General features: G+C 69.7%; 16 protein-coding genes. 13 read left to right on the top strand and 3 right to left on the bottom strand.

Going from position 1 to position 20,385, the window contains the following annotated elements; all coding sequences use genetic code 11:
* The first annotated feature begins 57 nt into the window (after positions 1-57).
* The 13 genes from VKT83_00555 to VKT83_00495 all read left to right on the top strand — a co-directional run bounded on the left by VKT83_00555 (position 58) and on the right by VKT83_00495 (position 14,835).
* On the top strand, positions 58-1,386 hold the full coding sequence (locus VKT83_00555) for a hypothetical protein (GenBank protein ID HLY20938.1): 1,329 nt from the start codon (positions 58-60) through the stop codon (positions 1,384-1,386).
* A 1-nt stretch (position 1,387) separates the two neighbouring features.
* Positions 1,388-1,690, top strand: a complete 303-nt coding sequence (locus VKT83_00550) for a TrbC/VirB2 family protein (GenBank protein HLY20937.1) — start codon at positions 1,388-1,390, stop codon at positions 1,688-1,690.
* Between the two features lie 18 nt (positions 1,691-1,708).
* A complete protein-coding gene (locus tag VKT83_00545; GenBank protein ID HLY20936.1) occupies positions 1,709-2,032 on the top strand; it encodes a hypothetical protein in 324 nt (107 codons plus the stop codon).
* A gap of 7 nt (positions 2,033-2,039) precedes the next feature.
* Positions 2,040-4,517 (top strand): TraC family protein, encoded by a 2,478-nt coding sequence (locus VKT83_00540; GenBank protein ID HLY20935.1) that lies wholly within the window; start codon positions 2,040-2,042, stop codon positions 4,515-4,517.
* A gap of 47 nt (positions 4,518-4,564) precedes the next feature.
* Positions 4,565-5,548, top strand: coding sequence for a hypothetical protein (locus tag VKT83_00535; protein ID HLY20934.1), 984 nt, complete (start codon positions 4,565-4,567; stop codon positions 5,546-5,548).
* Positions 5,549-5,557: 9 nt separating this feature from the next.
* Positions 5,558-6,601, top strand: a complete 1,044-nt coding sequence (locus tag VKT83_00530; protein HLY20933.1) for a hypothetical protein — start codon at positions 5,558-5,560, stop codon at positions 6,599-6,601.
* On the top strand, positions 6,598-7,218 hold the full coding sequence (locus VKT83_00525; protein HLY20932.1) for a hypothetical protein: 621 nt from the start codon (positions 6,598-6,600) through the stop codon (positions 7,216-7,218). The genes VKT83_00530 and VKT83_00525 overlap by 4 nt, the downstream gene beginning before the upstream one ends.
* On the top strand, positions 7,218-9,176 hold the full coding sequence (locus VKT83_00520) for a type IV secretory system conjugative DNA transfer family protein (GenBank protein HLY20931.1): 1,959 nt from the start codon (positions 7,218-7,220) through the stop codon (positions 9,174-9,176). Before VKT83_00525 ends, VKT83_00520 begins: the two co-directional genes overlap by 1 nt.
* 38 nt (positions 9,177-9,214) lie before the next feature.
* The gene (locus tag VKT83_00515) at positions 9,215-9,724 is read left to right on the top strand and encodes a hypothetical protein (protein HLY20930.1); all 510 of its coding nucleotides are present in this window, start codon (positions 9,215-9,217) and stop codon (positions 9,722-9,724) included.
* Between the two features lie 83 nt (positions 9,725-9,807).
* Entirely contained in the window at positions 9,808-12,114 is a 2,307-nt protein-coding gene (locus VKT83_00510; GenBank protein HLY20929.1) for a DEAD/DEAH box helicase, read from the top strand.
* A gap of 93 nt (positions 12,115-12,207) precedes the next feature.
* On the top strand, positions 12,208-12,618 hold the full coding sequence (locus VKT83_00505) for a hypothetical protein (protein ID HLY20928.1): 411 nt from the start codon (positions 12,208-12,210) through the stop codon (positions 12,616-12,618).
* 68 nt (positions 12,619-12,686) lie between these two features.
* The gene (locus tag VKT83_00500) at positions 12,687-13,943 is read left to right on the top strand and encodes an FAD-dependent oxidoreductase (GenBank protein ID HLY20927.1); all 1,257 of its coding nucleotides are present in this window, start codon (positions 12,687-12,689) and stop codon (positions 13,941-13,943) included.
* Between the two features lies 1 nt (position 13,944).
* The gene (locus tag VKT83_00495) at positions 13,945-14,835 is read left to right on the top strand and encodes an RNA polymerase sigma-70 factor (protein HLY20926.1); all 891 of its coding nucleotides are present in this window, start codon (positions 13,945-13,947) and stop codon (positions 14,833-14,835) included.
* A gap of 11 nt (positions 14,836-14,846) precedes the next feature.
* On the opposite strand, the gene VKT83_00490 is transcribed toward VKT83_00495, so the two are convergent.
* The 3 genes from VKT83_00490 to VKT83_00480 are packed head-to-tail and all read right to left on the bottom strand — an operon-like array spanning position 14,847 to position 20,293.
* Positions 14,847-17,312, bottom strand: a complete 2,466-nt coding sequence (locus tag VKT83_00490; protein ID HLY20925.1) for a DUF3536 domain-containing protein — start codon at positions 17,310-17,312, stop codon at positions 14,847-14,849.
* A 16-nt stretch (positions 17,313-17,328) separates the two neighbouring features.
* Positions 17,329-18,573 carry a glucose-1-phosphate adenylyltransferase gene (glgC, locus tag VKT83_00485; GenBank protein ID HLY20924.1) on the bottom strand — a complete coding sequence of 415 codons (1,245 nt, stop codon included), beginning with the start codon at positions 18,571-18,573 and terminating at the stop codon, positions 17,329-17,331.
* A gap of 1 nt (position 18,574) precedes the next feature.
* A complete protein-coding gene (locus VKT83_00480; GenBank protein HLY20923.1) occupies positions 18,575-20,293 on the bottom strand; it encodes a 1,4-alpha-glucan branching protein domain-containing protein in 1,719 nt (572 codons plus the stop codon).
* Positions 20,294-20,385: the final 92 nt, after the last annotated feature.

Raw genomic sequence — 20,385 nt, 5'->3', positions numbered from 1 at the left:
CCTGCTCTATAGTGATGTGTGAACATCTAAACATAAAAGCATCTCAGGAGGCGCGACGTGGAAATCGTGCTCGCTCCCGAATCCGCCTCCCGCATTCGCGCGGTTCTGGGCGATTCCGTAGACCTCTCGCCGGCAGCGGTGCCCCAGGTCTTGGCGCGCCTCGCCGAGGCGGCGCCTGACCTCTATTCCGAAGTGCTGGATCAACTCTCGGGGTCGGACATCCGGCTCGACAGCGAGCGGGTATTGCACCGCCGTCACCGACGCACGGTTCTGCGTCGCGCGCTGTTCGGATGGGGTGAGTACGAAAGCGACGCCGGTGACCGGCTCCTCGCAAAACGGCGCGTCGCGGCGACGGTGCCGCTCGGCCTTGCCGCCGTCCTGCTGGTAGCCGCCGGCGCGTCCTCGCTGCTGACCCGTTCCCACCGCACGTCGATCTCGCCGGCGCCGGTCGGCGCGCTGCACCGGGCCGGCAGCTCCACGCACGAAGCAACGCCCGCGGTTGCTCCGGGCACCGTGCGGGGCACACTGCTGTGGATGCGGGGGCGGACGGCGCTGCCGGCTGTGCCGCCCGCCCCCGCAATGCGCTCGCTTTCGCAGCTGCCGCCTGTGCCCGTTCTGCCGCTTCCGTCTGTTCTCTCGGGAACAGGCGCCGTCGAGAGAGCACTTTCACCGTCGATCGTTTTCAACCGTATGCCCGAGTCGAGCGGCATCCCGTCACCCAACGTCGACGCCGCGCCGCGCTCTCCGGTGGTATATGCCCGTAATGCGGGGGGCGACACCGGGGCGGCACCCACATTGCGCGCGAGCACGACCGAAGAAGTTCGCGGCATGCGAGCCGGTGCACGGAAAGTCGGCGATCAGCTCGCGGCGCGGCTTGCGACCGGCGTCGTCGTGGCGGCCGGCGTGCCTCCGGTACCCGTCATCGCGGAGGGAGTGGACGGGTCGTCTTGGCTCGGTCACGCCGAGGCCGAACCAGACGGACGGGTGCACATTTCATTCCAGACCGCGGACCGCGACGCCGGTGGCGGGTCCGGCGGATCGCGGACGGCCGGCGGACCTGTGAGCGGCGTCGCGCTTGACCCGGACTCGCTGTCGGATGGGCTGTCCGGCCGGGTCGTCATTCGCCGCCGGGCTGCGGCGGCGTCGGCCATCCGCGCCGTGGTGCTGGCCGTTTCGGACTACCTGCAGGCGCTGGCGCGTGCGGCCCAGGTTACCGTGGCCGACGGTGCGACCCAGGTGTCTGTCGGCGGGGCGGCACCGGGATGGACATATGCCGCTTCGCGCCTTGCCGATACGTTGAACCCTCAGACGTCAGGGGCGGTCGTCGAAACACTTGAGATCCCGGCCGGGACCCGGTGCATCATTTTGGTGACAGAGGCGCACTGAAATGCGATTGACGCCCCCCGGCCTCGCAGTCGTGATTGTGCTGGTTGCGCAAGTTCGCGCCCATGCCCAGACCCCCGGATCCACGGGCGGCGATCTCTTCGCGCCGCTCACGAACCTATTCAACCAGGCCGCGCTCAGCCTGTCCGGTGCTTTCGGCCTGGCATATGCCACGGCTGCGCTGCTAGTGGCCGGGGCCGTCATCATCGCGGACCACCGCAACGGCATTCGAAACGCGTTGTGGGTCATCATCGGTTCCGTCGTGTTGTTTTTCGGCGGGCAGATCATCCGCATGATCCACGGATAATGCCACGGACGAGGGTCGGTGATGCTGCCCCGCCATGTCGTCTACCGGAAGTTGGATGCTCCGGTCACGCTCTTGGGCGTAGAACTGGAGGACTGGTTCGGACTCGGCGTAGCCTTTGTCGTGCTGTCCAGACTGAGCGACTTGTTTGTGGGACGCGCCATGGGGTGGCCTCGGGCCGAGGCCGCGGTATCCGCCTGCGCCACGGGGTTGGTGTTTGCTGTATGGCGGCGGCTGCGCGAGCGGGCGCCGCGCCATTTCCTCAGGCATTTTATGGAGTTCGTCGGCGAACCGAACGCATACGTCCTCGGCGCGGATCAGGACGTGAACCCGTACATTGTATGAGCCACCGGTGCGGCCGATAGATCTGCCCGGCAATCTGACCCGCGAGCTGCCGTATTGGGCGGTGCGGGACGGCGCCGTGGTGCTTCGCGACGGCAGTTACCGGCTCGGCTTCGATCTGACTCTTCCGGGAACCGAAGTGTGGGACGCCACGCAGCTGACTCGAAGCAACGAGCATCTGCGCGTGCTGCTCAACGCCGCCGTCCCGGAAGGCGAATGCCTTCGTGTTCTGCTCGAGGTGCACGACGACTGCCGGGACGTCTTGCGCGCCCACGCTGCGGTCGCCGGCGGCGCGCGAGACGAGCGCGTGCTCGATCTTCACCGCCGCCGGGCGGCCGCGCTCGCCGGAACACATGAGGCCGGCCGCTTCACCAACTATCGTCTCATTCTCGACCTGTCCTACCATCCCGCCAGCCGCCCCCGACGGTGGTGGACCCCGGTCGATGCCGGCGCCTACCGGCTCCACCAGGTCGAGCTCCGCGCCCTGCGCGAGGTGATGGTGACCCACTGTGCCCGATGCGGGTTCGACGCGCGGCCGCTCGATGATGCCGAGCTGACCGCGCTGATCTGGCGTTTCTTCAACCCCGGACGGAAAGGACGGAGCGCCCCTCCGGCCGTCCCGCCCGATACGCCGCTCGAGATTCCCCGGCAATTACTTGGCGCGTCGTCGTCCTTCGGTCGAAGCTCGCTGCGGACCGCCGTCGTGCGGTCGGATCTCTACCGCCGCTGGGACTTCTTGTGGATGGACGGTTTCGCGCACGCCGTTATTGCGATGGACGTGCTGCCCGACCAGCCGACGACGCCGAACGTGGTCGCCCCGCTCCTCGAACTACCCGGCACGTACTGGCTCGTCGTGGAGGCCTGGAACGACCGGCGGTCGGACCAACTGAAACGGCTTGAACTGAAGAGCCGGTTGAGCCGTCAGGCCGTTCTTGCGCAGGACGGCGGGGACTCCAACGCCCGCGCGGTCGAGCAGCAGATCGCCGACGCTCTAGACCTGATGCAGCTGACCAGCGAGCGCGTGATGCGAGTCGGTGTCGCCGTGGTGGTCCAGGAACGGACCCCCGAGCTGGCGCGCGAAGCGGCCCGGCGCGCGCTCGACGCGTTCCGGCAGATTCCCGGTGTGGACGCCCGGATCGAATCGGTCGCGCTTCGGCGGCAGTTCTTTCAGCTCGCCCCGTTTAGCGGACTGCCGAACGAGCGCCTCCTCCGCATGCTGACGAGCAACGCCGCGGACTTCGTTCCCTGCGCCGCGCCCTGGCGCGGCGCCGCGCGGCCGGTGTGTCTGTTCACGACGCGGGCGCACACTCTGGTGGGCCTCGACCCGTTCGATCCGCGGCTGCCCTCGTGGAACGCGATCGTCGTCGGTGAGTCCGGCGGCGGCAAGACTCATTTTGCGCTCGCTTGGCTGTCGCGTCTCCTTGTGCTGGATCCCATCGTCTTCGTCGTCGACAAAGGCGGGGCATATCGCACGTTTTGCGAGGTGTACCGCGGCCAATATGTTCAGATCGATCCTGGCGCCGAGGTCTCGATCAACCCGTTTGCTCTCTTGCCCGGCGAGACGGAACCGGACTCCGCGCACCTTGGACTTCTGCGGTCCCTCATCGCGCTCATGGTCGCCGAGCCGGGCGACGCGCCGGGACGCCGGGAAATGGCGCTCATCGACGCGGGGATTCGCCAGACCTATGCCCGCGCCGCCGGGGCGTCCGTCTACCTGCACGACCTTTGCCACACGCTGCGCACCTTCGAGCAGGCCGGCGGCCGCGAGACCGGCGTCGACGACTGGCGCGCCGCGCGGGACATCGCCGGCCGACTCGAGTTGTGGGTCGGCGATGGGGTGTACGGCCGGCTCCTGGACCGTCCGTCCAGCGTGGACCTCCGCGCCGACGTCGTCTGTTTCGACACCGAGGGGCTCGACGAGCAATATCCCGAGTTGACGCCGATCGTCGCGCTGCTGGCCAACCATTTGATCTACCAACGGGTGCGCGCGGATTCGGGCCGCCTCAAATACGTGGTGAGCGACGAAACCTGGGCGTCGCTGCTCAATCGCGTCGCCGCGGAGTCGTTGGTCGGAATGTTTCGCCGGTTCCGGAAGTTCGGCGCGGGCATCATGGCCATCAGTCAGCGTCTCGCGGATTTCGAGAACGAGCACGCCCGCGGCATCTTGGAGAACGCGCCGCTGAAAGTACTGACGCGCGCGGCCGATGTCGATCGGGTTGCGCCGCTGCTGAATCTCAACGACCAGCATCGGATGCTGTGGAAGAGCCTGACGCAGCAGCGCGGCGTTTCGAACGAGGTGTTGATTCTCCTCGATCTGCTCGAAGGCCGCGAAGGCGGCGTCGTAGTCCTGCGCGAGATAGCCGAAGACTACCTGATCGGCACCACCACCGCCGCCGAGCGCCGTGAACGCGACCGCTTGGCCGCACAAATCGGGACGTGGCCCGCCATCGAGCAGCTGGCCCGCCAACGGAGGGACGTATGCGGATAATCGGGACAATCGCCGTTCTATTACTGGGCGCCGCGGGGGGCGCGGTGGTGAATCTGCCGATGCCGGAGGCGTTCGGCGGTCCGGCGACCGCGGCCGTCCCGCCTGGCCTCGCGGACGTGGCTCAAGCCGTTCCGCCGCAGTTCCTTCCGTGGCCGCCGCCGGTCCCGGGCCCCGGACCGTCCGGCACCCCGCCATTCGTTCCGTCCGCCGATTCCTTTGAGCCCAACGCCGTCGCCGCCACGCTGGAGCAGATACTCGCCACGGTGCAAAGCAGCATGGACGAGTTGTGGCGGTGGCTAGAGGCACTGCGTCAGGCGGCTGCGGCCGCGCTGGCGCGAATTGTCTTGCCGCTTCCGATCGAGACGCCCGGCGCGGCCGGGCCGGCCGACGTCGTGACGTATGTTGCCGCGCTGCCCGACCGCTGGCGTGCCATCATCGCCGCCGCGCTGGCGAAGCTTCAGGCCCCGGATTCGACGGACGGGACCGCGATGCGCCACGAAGTTGACATTTCGGCAAGCCCTGAGCTCTCCCATGAGGCGGGTACGATTGCGTCGGCGGATCAGCAAGTCATTGCGGGCGCGGCGCAACAAGAGGTCGCGACTACCGCGACCGCCGCGGTGGCCGGTGCCGCGGCACAGGATACTGCACTGCCCGCGGTGATGACGGCTGCGCAGGCCACCGCCGACCAACTGGTCGCGGGCGCCCAGAACCTCCCCAGCTCGCGGGCGGGGATCGAGCTACTGGTCGCCGGCACGGGCGCCGGCCTGCGCAACCAGGCCGCGCTGACGGCCGCGCTCGCGAGCCGGATTACCGGCTTGATGCAGCAGACCGCCCAGGTGAGCGGTCAAATCGGCGCCCTCGCCGCGACCATCGGCTTGCTGACCGAGCGGGACCTGGAGCGAGACCGCAATGCGCTCGACGCGCGGCTGGGTGTTGCCGATACGGTACGGGGCAGTGCGGCATTCTTGGCACAACTGCTGGACGGCGCCGGCGAACCGGCGGACGAGATCATCCTGGATCCGCTCTATTGACCGCCGGCGGTGAACAGCCTCGAGCGCGGCATCGGCGACGTCTTCGTATCGTTCGACACCTGGCTCATCTCGACGGGCGCCACCGAATCGGTCATGCGCCTGGCATGGGCTGTTCTGTCCGTGCTCTGGCTCGGTCACGTCGCGGTCTCGACGCGGCCGGGCCGCGAGCCCGATCTCGTGGGCGCGTTTGCGCGCCTCATCCTGGCCGGCGGGCTGTTGTCCGGAATCGGGGGCCTGACCCGTGCGATTCTCCTCGGCTTCGAGACCTTTCGCAGCGCCGGTGCCGCCGTCCTCAATGGACTCATCGGCCAGACCTGGGCCCAGTTTGTGCAAGGTACGCTGGTTCCGCAGTTCGGTCAGATGCTTCGAGTGTCGTCGGCATGGTTCGCATATCCATGGGCCATGGCCGTACTTGCGGGCGGCGCGGGACTGGGCGTTGTGCTGTTTGGGGTCGGCACGGCCGTCTACCTGGCGATCCTGTTCTTCGCTCACCTGACGCTGCTGCTGGCAATCTTTCTCGCTCCGCTTGCCATTGCGCTGCTCGCAACGCCGTTCACACAGCGTTGGACGGCGCGCTGGGCGATGATCATCGTGCGGGTTGGTCTGGTCGTGTTTTGCGTGCGGTTCGTGCACGCCGCCGCGCTGTACCTCGCGGTGATCGTGCCGTTTCGTGAGGTGGCCGCCGCCCTTCCGGCCGACCCACAGGCCGCCGGCGGCCTTCCGGGCCTCGGGTCGCTGTTGTGGCGGCTCACCGTGCTGCTGTTTCTGATGCTTGTCGGTACCGTCATCGGAATCTACGCAATGCTTCGTGTGGAACGTCTCGTCGGTCAGTTCGTCGACGGCGCGTCGTTCGGGGAGGCGGTGCTCGCAGGCCCTGTTTGGGCCCGCGGTCAGATCGCAGCGGCGTACGCGCGGGCGGCGGCGCGACCGCCCGCTGCCAACGTGGCCGGTGGTGCCGGCGTCCCGCTCGAGCAACGCGCGGCGGACTCGGGCGCGCCTGGCGGCGCGCAGGACGCAACGGTCCTGCGCGGGCACCGTCGGACCTGGCAGTGACCGGCCACGAACGGTGCGTCCGGCCGCGGATGACCTTCCCGGGGAGGGTGGTCCTCGCGGTCGCGGTTGCGCTCTGCGCGGTCTACGCGGGACCGATGCCGGGGCGGGGGCAAGACAGCCCGGCGGACTTCACCGGCGCGGTGCTGTCCTTTATCGACGCGGCGGCGGGGCGCGTCGAGGTCGTCCGACATTGGCCGCAGCCGGCTGTGGACGTTGACGTCTATCCGTTCGTGCCGTACTTCTGGACCGGGTGTCCCGGGCCGGGGGCGGTCATGGTTCTTGTCACCGGGACGCCGGGGGCACCAGGAAACGCGGCCGCCGTTCCGGATATCGGGCGTACTCGTGAGATCGGAACCCGCTTCGCGGAGACGATTTGGCCGGCGCCGCGTGACGATTCGAATGATCTCGCCGAGATCCGGCGGCTGGCGGCCGGCTCACGTACACCCGGTGATTCGATCCTTGAAGCGGCGAAGGCGCTCGTTCCGATAATCACCGATCTCGGAACGTACGAACGTCGCGGATACGCCGTTTTTGGCTTCATCACGTGGCAAGGGTGGCGGTGCGGTGTGACGTTTCGGGCAGTGCCCGAAGGCTACGGCATTCCGTTCGTCCGCTGATGACGCCGGCAGGCGCCCGGTTCGCGGGGCGAAGAGAGCTGCGCCGCCGGCTGCGGCCGTCCTCTGGGGCATGGTTTCCGTTGGGCCATTCGCCGCCCTGGCCGCCGGCGCTGGCCTTGTGGCGGCGGATTTCGCGTGCAGCGCCTCCGCCGTGCCTTTGGGGGCCCCGGCTTTGCCTGCCGAACGCGGATCTCGCGCGGCACGTCCTGATCACAGGCCTGACGGGCGCCCACAAGACGACCGCGCTGACTCTGCCGGTGTTGCTGGACGCGGCAAGCGCCGGCGTCTCCGTCGTGGCGTTCGATCTCAAGTATGGTGAGCGCGACAGCCTGGCGGGCGCAGCCTCCGAATGGTGGCGTCAGGGACGCGACGTCCTTGTGTTCGCGCCGCTGGACGGCTCCTCGCTGCGATGGAATCCGCTCGCGGCGTGCCGGTCGCTCGGCGACGCATACGGGTTCGCGGCGTATCTCTTTCCCGACGAGAGTAGCGAGAGCACGGATTACGGTTATTGGGCTGGGGCCGAGCGCCACGTTTGCGCGGCGCTGACCTGGGCGCTTGCGACCGACGGCGGGGCTCGGTCGGTGGCCCGGCTGCGGGCGCTGGCAGGGGCGGGTCCGGACGCCGTGGCCGGGTATGTCCATGGACATCCGCGCGCCGCGGTCATCGCCGAGCATCTTGGCGCGTACGGCGCGATGCTGCCGAAGGACCGGGCCGGCATCTTGCAAGGAATCGCCGCCCGCCTGGAGTCCTGGAGTGACGAGCGGGTATCACTGGCAACGGCGGATCCGCGCGGCACGCGGTCGTGGGATGAAATCGCGTTGGCGCGGCTGCGCCGCGAGCCGACGCTTCTGCTCGTCGGTGTGCCGCAGGCCGCTCTGCCCCGCCTTCGGAGCCTGTGCCAGTTGTTGATGCGGATGCTTGCGGCGGAGATGTTGCGCCCTCGCGGCCGAGACGAATCAGTTCCGGTCGTGTACCTGCTTGAGGAATTGCCGGCATGGGGGCCGCTGCCCGGTTTGGCCGATCTCCTTGCGACCTTTCGCAGTCGTGAGGTCGCGATCGTCGCCACAGTGCAGAGCGAAGCGCAGGGCGAGTCTGTTTACGGCGCCGCCGGGTGGGCGGCGATCGCGGCCAATTTCGTGACCAAGATCTACTTTCCGTCGCTGGCCGACCCAGACGCCGAACGGCTCAGCCGTGCGCTTGGAACGACCACGATCGCTCAAGTATCGCGAAGCCGAGGTTGGAGTGGAATGGGCCGGCAGGAGACCGAGCAGACACGAATGGTCGAGGTCCCCCTCAGGCGGCCCGAGAGCCTTCAAGGCATCGGTGTCATGGAAGACGAGATCATTGTCCGGTGTTCCGGATCGTCGCCGGTACGCGTATGGTGTCCGCAAGTCCATATCCGGCCGATGTACGCCCGTATCGTTTCGGACAGGGCGCCGTCCACCGTGGAGATCGCGGTCAAGCACCATCTAAGGTGCCGCACGCGGGACGTTCGGAGACGGGATCAAAGCACTCCGCGTCCCGATCCTTTCACGGTTATATCGGTGGAGCGGTCCACAGACTCTACTGTCGCGAGCGCGCCGCAGGCGGCGACGTCAGCGGCGCCGGCCGCTGACGTTCGGTCGGCCGTTCGCGGCAAGGCGGCACCGGATGACGATTTCGGCGCCTTCATCGAGGCCGTGCTGAGCAGTTCGGGCGGCGGCGTCTTACCTCGTGTGGTGTGTCGCGGTGACCGGCCCATCGAAATGCGTGTCCAGCCTGCGCTGGTATTTCGACTGCTCGGTGGAGGCGATAAGGCGCAGTCGGTCGTCCGGAAATGGGCGGCGCGCCGTTGGGTGAGACAAGTGCGGCCGGTCTTTGTGATCGAACGGACAGCCCTAGACACGTTGGCCCCGGAACTGCGGCTACGTCTGAATACATTCTGTGGGGCTAACGCCGTTTCGTCGAGCACCGGCTGACCGGCGTGATAAGATTCTGAATAAGGGAGTCCTCGCTGATGGCCGCAGACGCTTGGGAACTCAGGACCGCCCGCCTTGAGGGCGCCTACGAACAGGTCGACAGGCGTCTCGGTGCCGTGGAAGGCCGGCTCGCCACGCTGGAACAAAAGATGGACACCGGCTTCGCACAAGTTCGTGCGGAGATCAACGGTCTCCGTGACGCGTTGCACGCCGAGATCGGCGGTGCCCAGAGCGCATTACACGCGGAGATTAGGGGTGCCCGGGATGCACTACACACCGAGATCAGCGATGTCCGGGATACGCTGCACGCCGAGATTAAGGGTGCCCGGGATGCACTACACACCGAGATCAGCGATGCCCGGGATACGCTGCACGCCGAGATTAGTGGTGTCCGGGATACATCACATTCTGACATTACAAGTGTCCGGGGTGCGCTAGAAGCTGCGATCGTGGGCGTCAGAGTCGATATGCGCAGGCAATTCTACTGGCTCCTTGGCGTGATGCTTTCCGGTTTCCTGGCAATCGGGCTCAAACTTGCCGGCCACTGAGTGAAAATCACAACCTCACCGGTCGGCGCGGTACTCTGACCGTTCGCAAGGCCCTCGTTCGAACCGCCCCGAAGTTCGTGGCGATGGATGTTGCCCGCGTGCTCGATGAAATCCGGCGCGATCCGCGGTATCGCGATCAGATCGTGCACGAGGAAACGTTTCCCGCGCGGCCAGCGCGGTACGCCGACCCGGCGCAGCCGCTGCCGGCGCCGCTTGCGGACGCGTTAACCCAGCGCGGGGTGGGGCGGCTCTTCACGCATCAGGCGGCGGCGCTGGACGCGATCCGCGACGGCGAGTCGGTCATCGTGACGACCGGCACCGCGAGCGGCAAGACGCTGTGCTACCTCCTGCCGGTGCTCGAGACACTCGTCCGCGATCCCGACGCGCGGGCGCTCTTCATCTACCCGACCAAAGCCCTCGCCCAGGATCAGGCCGACGCGATCGGCGAGTTCGCGTCGCTGATCCCGGGACTCGTGTTCGGGACCTACGACGGCGACACGCCGGCCGACGAGCGCCGGCGCCTCCGGCAGGCGGGCCGCATTCTCCTCACCAACCCAGACATGCTGCACGTCGGGATCCTGCCGCAGCACTTCCGGTGGTGGCGGCCGTTTCTGCGGTCGCTGCGGTACGTCGTGCTCGACGACATGCACGTGTACCGCGGCGTCTTCGGCAGCCACGTCGGGCTCGTGCTGCGCCGGCTGTGGCGCGCGTGCCGTGTCCACGGATCCGATCCGCAAGTGATCTGTACGTCGGCGACGATCGCCAATCCGCAACAGTTCGGCGGGCGGCTGACCGGCCGGCCGGTGCGGCTCGTGGACGACGACGGCGCGCCGCGCGGACCGCGCCGGTTTGTGATGTGGAATCCGCCGGTGCTCGCGCGGCGGGAGATGCGGCGGCGGAGCCCCTATTCGGAAGCGGCGTGGCTCCTCGCCTCGCTCGTGCGCCAATCCGCCCGGACGATCGTCTTCACCAAGGCGCGCAAGATCACGGAGCTCGTGTACCGGTACGCCGCGGATGCGCTCTCCGACGTCCCGGCGCTGGCCGCGCAGGTGAGCCCGTACCGCGCCGGATACCTCGCGAAGGAGCGGCGGGCGATCGAGCAGCGCCTCTTCAAGGGCGAACTGCTCGGCGTCGTGAGCACGAGTGCCCTTGAACTCGGCATCGACGTCGGTGCGCTCGATGCCTCCGTGCTGGTCGGCTATCCTGGGACCATGGCGAGTGTGTGGCAGCGGACGGGCCGGGCGGGGCGGGGGAGCGGCGACGCGCTCGCCGTGCTGATCGCCCTCGAGGACGCGCTCGACCAGTACCTGATGCGCCGGCCCGCGTACTTCTTCGGGCGGCCGGTCGAGCACGCCACCGTGGACCCGGAGAACCCGTATATCCTCGCGGCGCATCTTCGCTGCGCGGCCGCCGAGCTGGCGCTCGGTCCGAGCGACATCGCGCTCTTCGGGCCGCGTCTGACAGAGGTGGCCGAAGCCCTCGAAGGTCTCGGCGAACTGGTCCGCCGCGGGGAACGCTGGCACCCACGGACGCGCGCGTACCCGGCGCGGCAGGTGGACATCCGGGCGGCGTCCGGCGATACGTACCGGATCGTGGAGGCGCAGTCGAGGCGCCTCATCGGGACGGTCGACGCGTCGCGGGCCTTCGAGCAGGTGCACCCGGGCGCGATCTACCTGCATCAGGGCGACGCCTACCGCGTCCTCCGGCTCGACTTCGACACCCGCCACGCGCTCGTCGAGCGCGACGACGGCGGCTACTACACGGAGGCCCGCGTCCTCACGGACCTGGCGATCCAAGGCGAGCGTGCCTCGCGGCCGATCGGGGGAGAGGCGGGGACCGTCGCGTGCTTCGGGGACGTGCGGGTGACGAATCAGGTAATCGAATACCGGCGCAAGCAGCTGGCGAGCGAGACGGTGCTCGGCGTCCGCTCGCTCGAGATGCCGGAGGAGGAACTGCGCACGACCGCGCTCTGGCTCGTGCTGCCGCCGTCCGTGGCGGCCGAGATCGAATCGCGCGGGCTCGACCTTGCGGGCGGCATCCACGCCGTGGAGCACGCGGCGATCGGCCTCTTGCCGTTATTTGCGATGTGCGACCGGTGGGATATCGGCGGGGTGAGCTATCCGGTGCACCCGGAGACCGGTCGCGCGACGATCTTTATCTACGACGGGTATCCCGGCGGCGTCGGCGTCACCGAAAAAGGGTACGAGCTGCTGGACGGGCTGCTCGCCCGCACGCTCGAAGTCATCGAGTCGTGCCCCTGCGAGGCGGGCTGTCCGTCCTGCATCCAGTCCCCGAAGTGCGGCAACCTCAACGAGCCGCTCGACAAGCAGGCGGCCGTGCACCTCTTGCGGGGGCTCACCCGCGAGACCGCTCCGCCCGCCGCCCGATAGCCCGGGGCTGTGCCGCGTCAAGGACGTCCGGCCCGGGAGGCGGCCCCGCGCCGGGCAGGGGGCCCCGTGCCGCCCATCTAACATGGCTCGGTCATGACGGAGATACCACAGGCCGGAGGCGGCCCCGCGGTCGCGGGCGGACCGATCGGCGCCGCCGGGACGCCCGACGAGGCGCAGCGCCGCCAGGTCATTGAGTCGCCCTCCTACGGCGCGGCGTTCTTCAACTGGATCTACCTGCTGGCGATGCGGGCGTGGGGCCACGCGCTGCTCGCGCTCATTCTCATCGCGGTGTTTTGGCCGGCCTCGTGGATCGTCTACGGCATGTACGGCAAGCGGATCGCCTGGCAGAGCCGGCGCTGGCGCGACTTCGACGACTTTCTCGCCTGCCAGCGCGCGTGGACGCGCGCCGCGGTCGTGTGGACGATGGTGATCGCCGCGCTCCTCCTGGTCGGAATGATCCTCTCGCTCCTGGTCCCGCACCACTCGTTCCGCCCGTCGATCTAGCGGCCGGCGCGTCACAAAACCGGCGCCTCCCCGGTCTCATAGTTGAGATCCGGACATGGAGGTGCAGTATGCAGCAGCCATCACACGTCGTCGTGCTGGGCGCGGGCTACGCCGGCCTCATGGCGGCGATGCGGCTGGCCAAGAAGACCCGGCCCGACGTCGCGATCACGCTCGTCAACGCGGGCGACGCCTTCTACGAGCGCGTCCGCAACCATCAACTGGCCGCCGGCGAATCCGTCGGCCGGCATCCGCTGGCCGCCCTGGTGCGGGGCACCCGTATCCGGCTGGTGCAGGCCGTCGTGACGGGCGTCGATCCGGCGGGCCGCCGCGTGCTGGTGCGCGGCGCCGGCGGGGAGGCAGACGAGCGGTCGATCGCCTACGATTATCTCGTGTACGCGCTCGGCAGCACGAGCCAGACCGGCCGGATCCCCGGCGCCCGGGAGCATGCCTACACGCTCGACCACCCGTCGGTCGCGGCGCTGTCGGCGCGGCTGCCGGAGCTTGCGCGGAGCGGGGGCCGGGTCCTCGTGGTCGGGGGCGGGCCGACGGGCGTCGAACTCGCCACCGAGGTGGCCGACGCCCATCCGGGCCTGCGGGTGGTCCTCGTGACGCGCCGCGAGGTCCTGCCGCGATTCTCCGAGGCGGCGCGCGCCTACGTCCGCGGCGCGCTCGCGGGCTTGGGCATCGAGCTGGTGGAGCGCACCGCGATCGCCGAGGTGCGGGCGGACGCGGCGGTCGCGGACGACGGCCGCCGGTTTCCGTTTGACGCCTGCGTCCTGACCGGCGGGTTCGGCGTGTCCGATCTCGCGCGCCGGTCCGGGCTTCGGGTCAACGGCCTCGGCCAGGTCCTGATCGACCGCACGATGCGGTCGCTGTCGCACCCCGAGATCTACGCGGTCGGCGACGCCGCGATGCCCGCGGACGCGCCCGGCGCGCCGGTGCGAATGTCCGTGGTGACGGCCCTGATGATGGGCGCCCACGGCGCCGACTCCTTGGCCGCGCACCTCCGCGGGACGCCGCCGACGGCGTTCGGCATGTCCTACGGCGCGGCCGGCATCAGCCTCGGCCGCCGCAACGGCGTCGTGCAGTTTCTCGACGGCAGCCGCGACACGCCGCGCCGTGCGATCCTCACCGGCCGGCTGGCCGTGAGCGTGCGGGAGTTCTTCGTGCGGGTGGCGCTCGGCATGATCAAGGCGCAGCGCACGGTCCCGTGGGTCTTCGAGTGGCCGGGCCGCCGGAAGATGCGGCATGTCCCGGTCGCGCCGCCGGCCCGCCCCGCGCACACGCCGGTTCGCGTGGAATCGACGGTTCCGGCGGAGCGATAGGGTGAGCACGGCGCAGGACGGCCACGCCGCGGTCTTTCAAGAGTACCGTCCGCTGCTCTTCTCCCTTGCCTACCGGATGGTGAGCAGCGCCGCGGAGGCCGAAGACATCGTGCAGGACGCGTATTTGCGGTTTCAGCCGGCGCGGCTGGACGCGATCGAGTCGCCGAAGGCGTACCTCTCCGCGATCGTGATCCGGCTGTGCCTCAATCACCTCGCCTCGGCGCGGGTGAGACGGGAGACCTACGTGGGGCCATGGCTGCCGGAACCCGTGCTTGACGCGGCGCATCCCGAACTGGCCGGGCCGGAGGCCCGCGCGGTCGAGGCCGACACGATCTCGCTCGCGTTTCTCGTGCTGCTCGAGCGGCTCACGCCCGCGGAGCGCGCGGTGTTCCTGCTGCGGGAGGTCTTCGAGTACGAGTACGACGAGATCGCCCAGATCCTCGAGCGCTCGGAGCCGGCCTGCCGGAAATTGTTCAGCCGGGCGCGCGAGCACATCGCGCGGCACCGGCCGCGGTTTCAAGCGAGTCCGGAGGAGCACCGGCGCCTCCTCGAGCAGTTCATGCGGGCGGCGCGAACAGGCGATCTCGACGGGCTGATGGCGATGCTCGCGGACGACGTGACGGTGTGGGCCGACGGCGGGGGCAAGATCCCCGGCGCGGCGCTCCGGCCCGTGCACGGGCCGGCGAACGTGGCCCGGTTCCTGATCGGCGTCACGGCGCGGTTCGCGCCCGCCGACGCGCGCTACGCGGTCGCCGACGTGAACGGCCGGCCGACGCTACTCGTGCGGCGCGCCGACGGGACGCCCGTGGTCGTCGTGAGCATCGAAGTGGACGGCGCGCGCGTCCGGACGATCTGGGCGATCGGCAACCCGGACAAGCTCAGCGCGGTGTAGCGCCCGCGGGTCTATCCGGGGGGAGTCCGCACCGCGTCGAGGTTGAAGTGCAGGCGCTCGCCGAGCTTCCAGAAGAGGCCGGCGCGGTCCGAGGCGTCGTGCGTCTCGCGGAGATCGTTCATGTGCGCTCTGGCCGCGGTGTGATAGGCGTTCTGGGTCTGCCACAGGTTCAGCGTGATGCCGAGGGTCTCCGCGAGGTCGAGGAGCCGGTGGATCTGATCGAGGTCGGGGCCCAGCGGCTGCCGGCGCAGGCCTTCGGCGCGGGCCTCGATCGCACGGCGCAGCAGGATCGAGCCGTCGGTCCACTGGTCCACGAGGTCGAACGTCACCAGTTCGGCGGCGATCTCGAACGCGCGGTCGGACAGCGGCTCGGCGGCCGCGGCGCGCAGCTCCGCGATCATGCGGCGGGTCAGCGTCTCCTCCGCGGCCATCCGGAGCGCCGGCGGCACCGGCACGTCGGAGTCCCGCATGACCGCGATGAGCGGCCGGGACTCCTCGTACAACGAGTCATACACGCCCTCGAACCGGCCGAGCCGTTCCTCGATCAGCAGGCCGAGGACCTTGCGGCGCTCCTCCTTGAACAGGTCGCGCAGGCCGTACAGCGACCCGCCGAACTGCGCGTCGAGCATGCGCACGGCGGCGCTGGCGCCGTGCTCGACGAGGGCGCCGGTCACGCCGTTCTTCATCGCCTCGTACCACTCCGGCGTCACCTCCGCCCGAACGCCGCATTGGACGTCGTGCCCGCCGAGGTGCAGCACCGCGTAGGCGGCGGTCGACTCCTCGCGGGTGATCTGCGAGGTGACCGTGACGAGGCCGGTCGCGAACGTGTGGCCGCCGCCGTTCTCGCGGCGGACGTCGCGCTGCCGGACGGTGAAGCAAAAGACTTCTTCCGTCTCCGCGTAGGTCTCGAACAGCGAGCTGATGCCGTAGTGCGCGACGACCCGCGGCAGCGTGACGAACGAGGGCCGCACCGCCCGGCGGTAGACGGTCGTGCCGTCGCGCCACTGCCGCAGATTGCTCTTGGCCGCGCCGAGCCGGCGGGTGAACTCGTCCTCGAACCGCTCCCCGAACTCTTCGGCCAGCTGCAGCGCCCGCGCCGCGTACTTGATCACCTGCACCGTCTCGATCCCCGACAGCTCGTCGAAGAACCAGCCGCAGGAGGTGTACATCAGCATCGCGTGCCGCTGCATCTCGAGCAGGCGCAGCGCCGGCACGCGGTCGGCCTCCGCGGCGCCCGGGCGGCCGTGCGCGGCGAAGAACGCGTCGAGCGTGTCGGACGACCGGTCCAGGATCACGTCGATGTACCCGTCGCGCGCCGCCCAGGGATCGCGCAGATAGCGGGGGCCGTGCTCCTCGAACACCCGCGCGAGCCCGTCGCGGAGCCAGTCGAGCGCCTCGCGCAGCCCGCGCCGCCACTCCTGCGACCACTCCGGATGGCCGGCGCGGCAGCCGCAGTTCGCGCGCCACCGCTCCACGCCGTGGGCGCACGACCACGACGTGGGCTCGACGATCTGCACCTCCTGCTCGGGCGGCGTATCCGCGAGGACCTCGCCGTAGTTCGCGAGGCGCGCCTGCTCCCGCGATTCGATCACCTCGAAAGCGTAGGTGAGCGCCATCTCCCCGAACGGGTGATGATGGCCGTAGGACTCGCCGTCCGTGGCGATGTGCACGAGCTGCGGCCGCGGGTCGTCCTCGGCGAACGCGCCCAACAGCCGCCCGGCGAAGGCGTCGCCGCTGTCGAGCAGGCCGCCGAAGGCGACGTCGTGCGCGACCGGCCCGTCGTAGAAGAACAGCGCGATGGACGCGCCGCTCGGCAAGGGACACCGGTACGGCCGCCGCGGATCGATGCGCCCGCCGCTCACGTCGGCCCCCTCGCCGTCCGGCGGGCGCACGCGCGCCGCCTGGTGGGGGGCCAGAATCGTGAAGGCGATCCCGTGCTGCGCGAGGACCTCGAGCGTCTCCGTGTCGACCGCCGTCTCCGGCAGCCACATGCCTTCCGGGGGACGGCCGAAGCGGTGGCGGAAGTCGGCGATCCCCCAGCGGATCTGGGTCTCCTTGTCGCGGCGCGTCGCGAGCGGCAGGATCATGTGGTTGTAGACCTGCGCGATCGCGTTCCCGTGGCCGCCGCGCTCGGCGAGCGCCGCGCGGTCGGCGTCCACGATCCGCGCGTACGCCTCCGGGGCCCCGCGCTCCAACCACGCGGCGAGCGTGGGGCCGAGGTTGAAGCTCATGCGGCGGTAGTTGTTGCGGATCCGGAGGATCCGGCGCTCCGCGTCCAGCACGCGGGAGGCGCCGTTCGGCGCGTAGCACTCCGCGGTCACGCGGGCGTTCCAGTCGTGATACGGCCGCGCGGAGTCTTCGACTTCGACCGCCTCGAGCCACGGGTTCTCGCGCGGCGGCTGGTAGAAGTGCCCGTGGACGCAGATCCGACGGGTGGGGGGCCCGCCGGCGGGTCCGGCAGGCGGACGGTCGGCCATTACGGGGCCCGGCGCGTCAACGCGAGACCGGCACCGCTCCCCGGACGCGCGTCGTGCCGCGCGGGAGGACGGCGATCCCCGACGGCACGTCGAGCAGCCCGGCCTCGAGATCCCGCGCGCGGTCCCAGCCGATCGTCCGTTCCGACTCGATCATGTTGAACCGATCGACGATGGCGCGGCGGATGCGGGCACCGCTGCCGACGACGGTGTTGTCCATGATGACGCTGTCCTCGACGACGGCGCCGCGCTCCACCAGCACACCCTGGCCGAGGATCGAGCGCCGGACGGTTCCGCCGGCGATGACCGACCCCTCGCCGAGAATCGCGTCCGTGACGTCGCCGGCGACCATGCGGGCGGACGGCCCCTCGAACGGGGCGGCCAGGATCGGCCACCGCGGGTTGTCGAGGTCGAGGGCCGGTGATGCGCCGAGCAGGTCCATGTTGGCCTGCCAGAACGCTTCGATCGTCCCGACGTCCCGCCAGTACCCGCGCTCCTCCGTCGGCCGGAGGCCGGGGACCTCGTTGTCCAGGAAGTTGTAGGCGAAGACGCGCGCGTAGGGGTACAGTTCCGGAATGATCGTCCGCCCGAAGTCGTGGTCGGTGCTGCGGCGGGCGTCCTCCACCAGCACGTCCTCGAGCAGGTCGGTGTTGAAGATGTAGTTGCCCATCGACGAGAGCGCCTGGCGCGGATCGGAGGGCATCGGCCGGGGCGCGGCCGGTTTTTCCTCCCAGCCGATCACGCGGCCCTCCTCGTCCGTCTCCACGATGCCGAAGCCCGTCGCCTGCTCGATCGGCACCGGCAGCGTCGCGACCGTGACGTCCGCGCGGTGGGCGAGGTGGGCGTCGATCATCTGCTGCAGGTCCATCCGGTAGATGTGGTCGGCGCCGAAGATCGCGACCAGATCGGGGTCCACGTCGCGCACCAGGTTGAGGTTCTGGAACACGGCGTCGGCCGTCCCCCGGTACCACATATCGCCCCAGCGCATCTGCGGGGGCACCGCGATGATGAACTGCTCCGGGACCAGGCCGCCGAGCCGCCAGCCGCGGCGGATGTGGTCGATCAGCGACTGGGACTTGTACTGGACCAGGATGTACAGCGAATAGATGTGCGAGTTGATGAAGTTGCTGAGCACGAAGTCGATGATCCGGTACTTGCTGCCGAAGGGCACGGCCGGCTTGCTGCGGTCCTTCGTCAGCGGGTGCAGACGTTCGCCCCGTCCGCCGGCGAGAATCAGCCCGAGGATCCGCGACCGGGCCGCCACGCTAGGCCTTCGGCAGCGCCGCGGCGGCCTCGATGTGCTCCGCGACGTCCGGGAAGCAGAAGTCCTGTCCTTCCTTGGTGGCGAGAAACTGTTCCTCGTCCCACGTCAAGGCCCCGCCGTCGCGCACGCGCTTGGCCATCTCGTGCAGCCGCCGGAAGTCCGCGCAGTGCTCCGCGAAGCGCGTCTCGGCGTAGTTGCGCGCGGCCCACGTCGTGATGAGAAACTGCCAGTCCGACGCCTGCAGCAGCAGCAGCTCCCGTCCCATCTGAGCGACGAGGCGCCGCAGCAGCGGGCTGCGCTGCCATCCGGGCGCCGCGGCGAGCGCCCACAGGTCGTCTTCCGCCTGGTAGACCATCTCCCAGGTCCACTCGGTGTCTTTGTTCAGCCAGACCCGGTGGTCGCCGCCCTCGCCCCACGACCCCTCGAGCAGCGTGATCGCGGGCTGGACGGGAAACCGGTCGAGGCACGCTGAGACGGTCGTCGAGGTCACCGGGCCCTCGGCGGCAAGGCGCAGCACGTGCTCGAGCCACGCCGGTCCTTCGGCCCACCAGTGTCCGAACAACTCGGTGTCAAACGGGGCGCAGAGGACCGCCGGGCCGCCCGACCGGCGGACGTGCCGATCCAGGATGCCGGCGACGAGCCCCACAAAGTGCTCGGCGTGGGCCCGGGCGCGTTCCGCGGCCCGGTCCGGCTGGTAGGGCTGCTTGTCCCCGAGGTCCGCCTTCGGGTCCGTGACGCGCCACAGGCGGAGCCCGCCGGGGAAGTGCCGTTTGTGAAACTCGAGATACTCGCCGTCACCGGGGTAGCCGGCGTCGCGGCTCCAGACCTGCTGCGTCGCCTCCGGATCGCGCACGAATGCGACGGCATCCCCGGTGCCGCCGCGCGAGGCCACGTGGCGGGGGGCGTAGGGCGTCTGGTCGCCGCGCCGCGTGAGCTGCGCCTCCGGCCCCTGCACCGCCTTGAGGCGCGGGAAGTAATCGCCGTACGCGGAGAGCGCGCGCCCGCCCCGGATCAGATGGATGTCGGTGAAGAAGAAGCCCAGGTTGTGGGCCGACAGCAGCTCCTCGACGCCGCGGCGGCGGTAGCGGACCTTGCCGCTCTGCGGGCCGACCGGCGGCGTCCACTCGTACCGCGGCCGGTAGGCGCACTCCGGCAGCCACGCCCCCTTCGGCGCCGTCCCGAAGTGCCGGACGTGCGTCGCGACCGCGACCCGGAACTGCAGATCGATGCTCTCGTCGCGGCTGAGCAGCGGCATGTAGCCGTGCGTCGCCCCGGTCGTGATCAGCTCGACCGTTCCGCGCTCGGCGAGGCGCCGGTACGCCCCGAGGATGTCGCCGTGCAGCGCATCGAGATCCGCCCGCGCCCGGTTGTACTCCGCCGCCCAGTAGTCGCACAGTCCGGCGAGGTGCGTCTCGTGCTGGTCGAGAAAGTACCGGCGGGTGCTGTCGCACGCTTCGCGGCGGTGCGTCAGGAACGCGTCGACCTCGTCGCGGAAGGCCGCGCTTGCAAGCTGCTCGCTCAGGACCGGGGAGAAGTTGATCGTGATCCCGGCGCGCACGTCCTGGTCCGACAGACGCCGGAGCGCGGCGAGCAGCGGCAGGTAGCATTCGACCGCGACTTCGCACAGCCAGTCGCTGCCGTGCGGCCAGCGGCCGTGGTTCAGCACGAACGGAAGATGCGTGTGGAGCGTGAAGACCAGGTTCGCGTCGGCTTTCGTCATTTGCCTCACGGGGAATGCGCCACAACCTTCCGCATCGGGGGTCCCCCACCGGCTCAGGGGATGAGCCGGTACCCTCCGTCCCGCCGCGAACG

The sequence above is a fragment of the bacterium genome (assembly GCA_035308905.1).
Taxonomy (GTDB): Bacteria; Sysuimicrobiota; Sysuimicrobiia; order Sysuimicrobiales; family Segetimicrobiaceae; genus DASSJF01.
The sequence above is the reverse complement of the archived record's forward strand: the minus strand, read 5'-3'. Positions and strand labels throughout refer to the sequence as shown.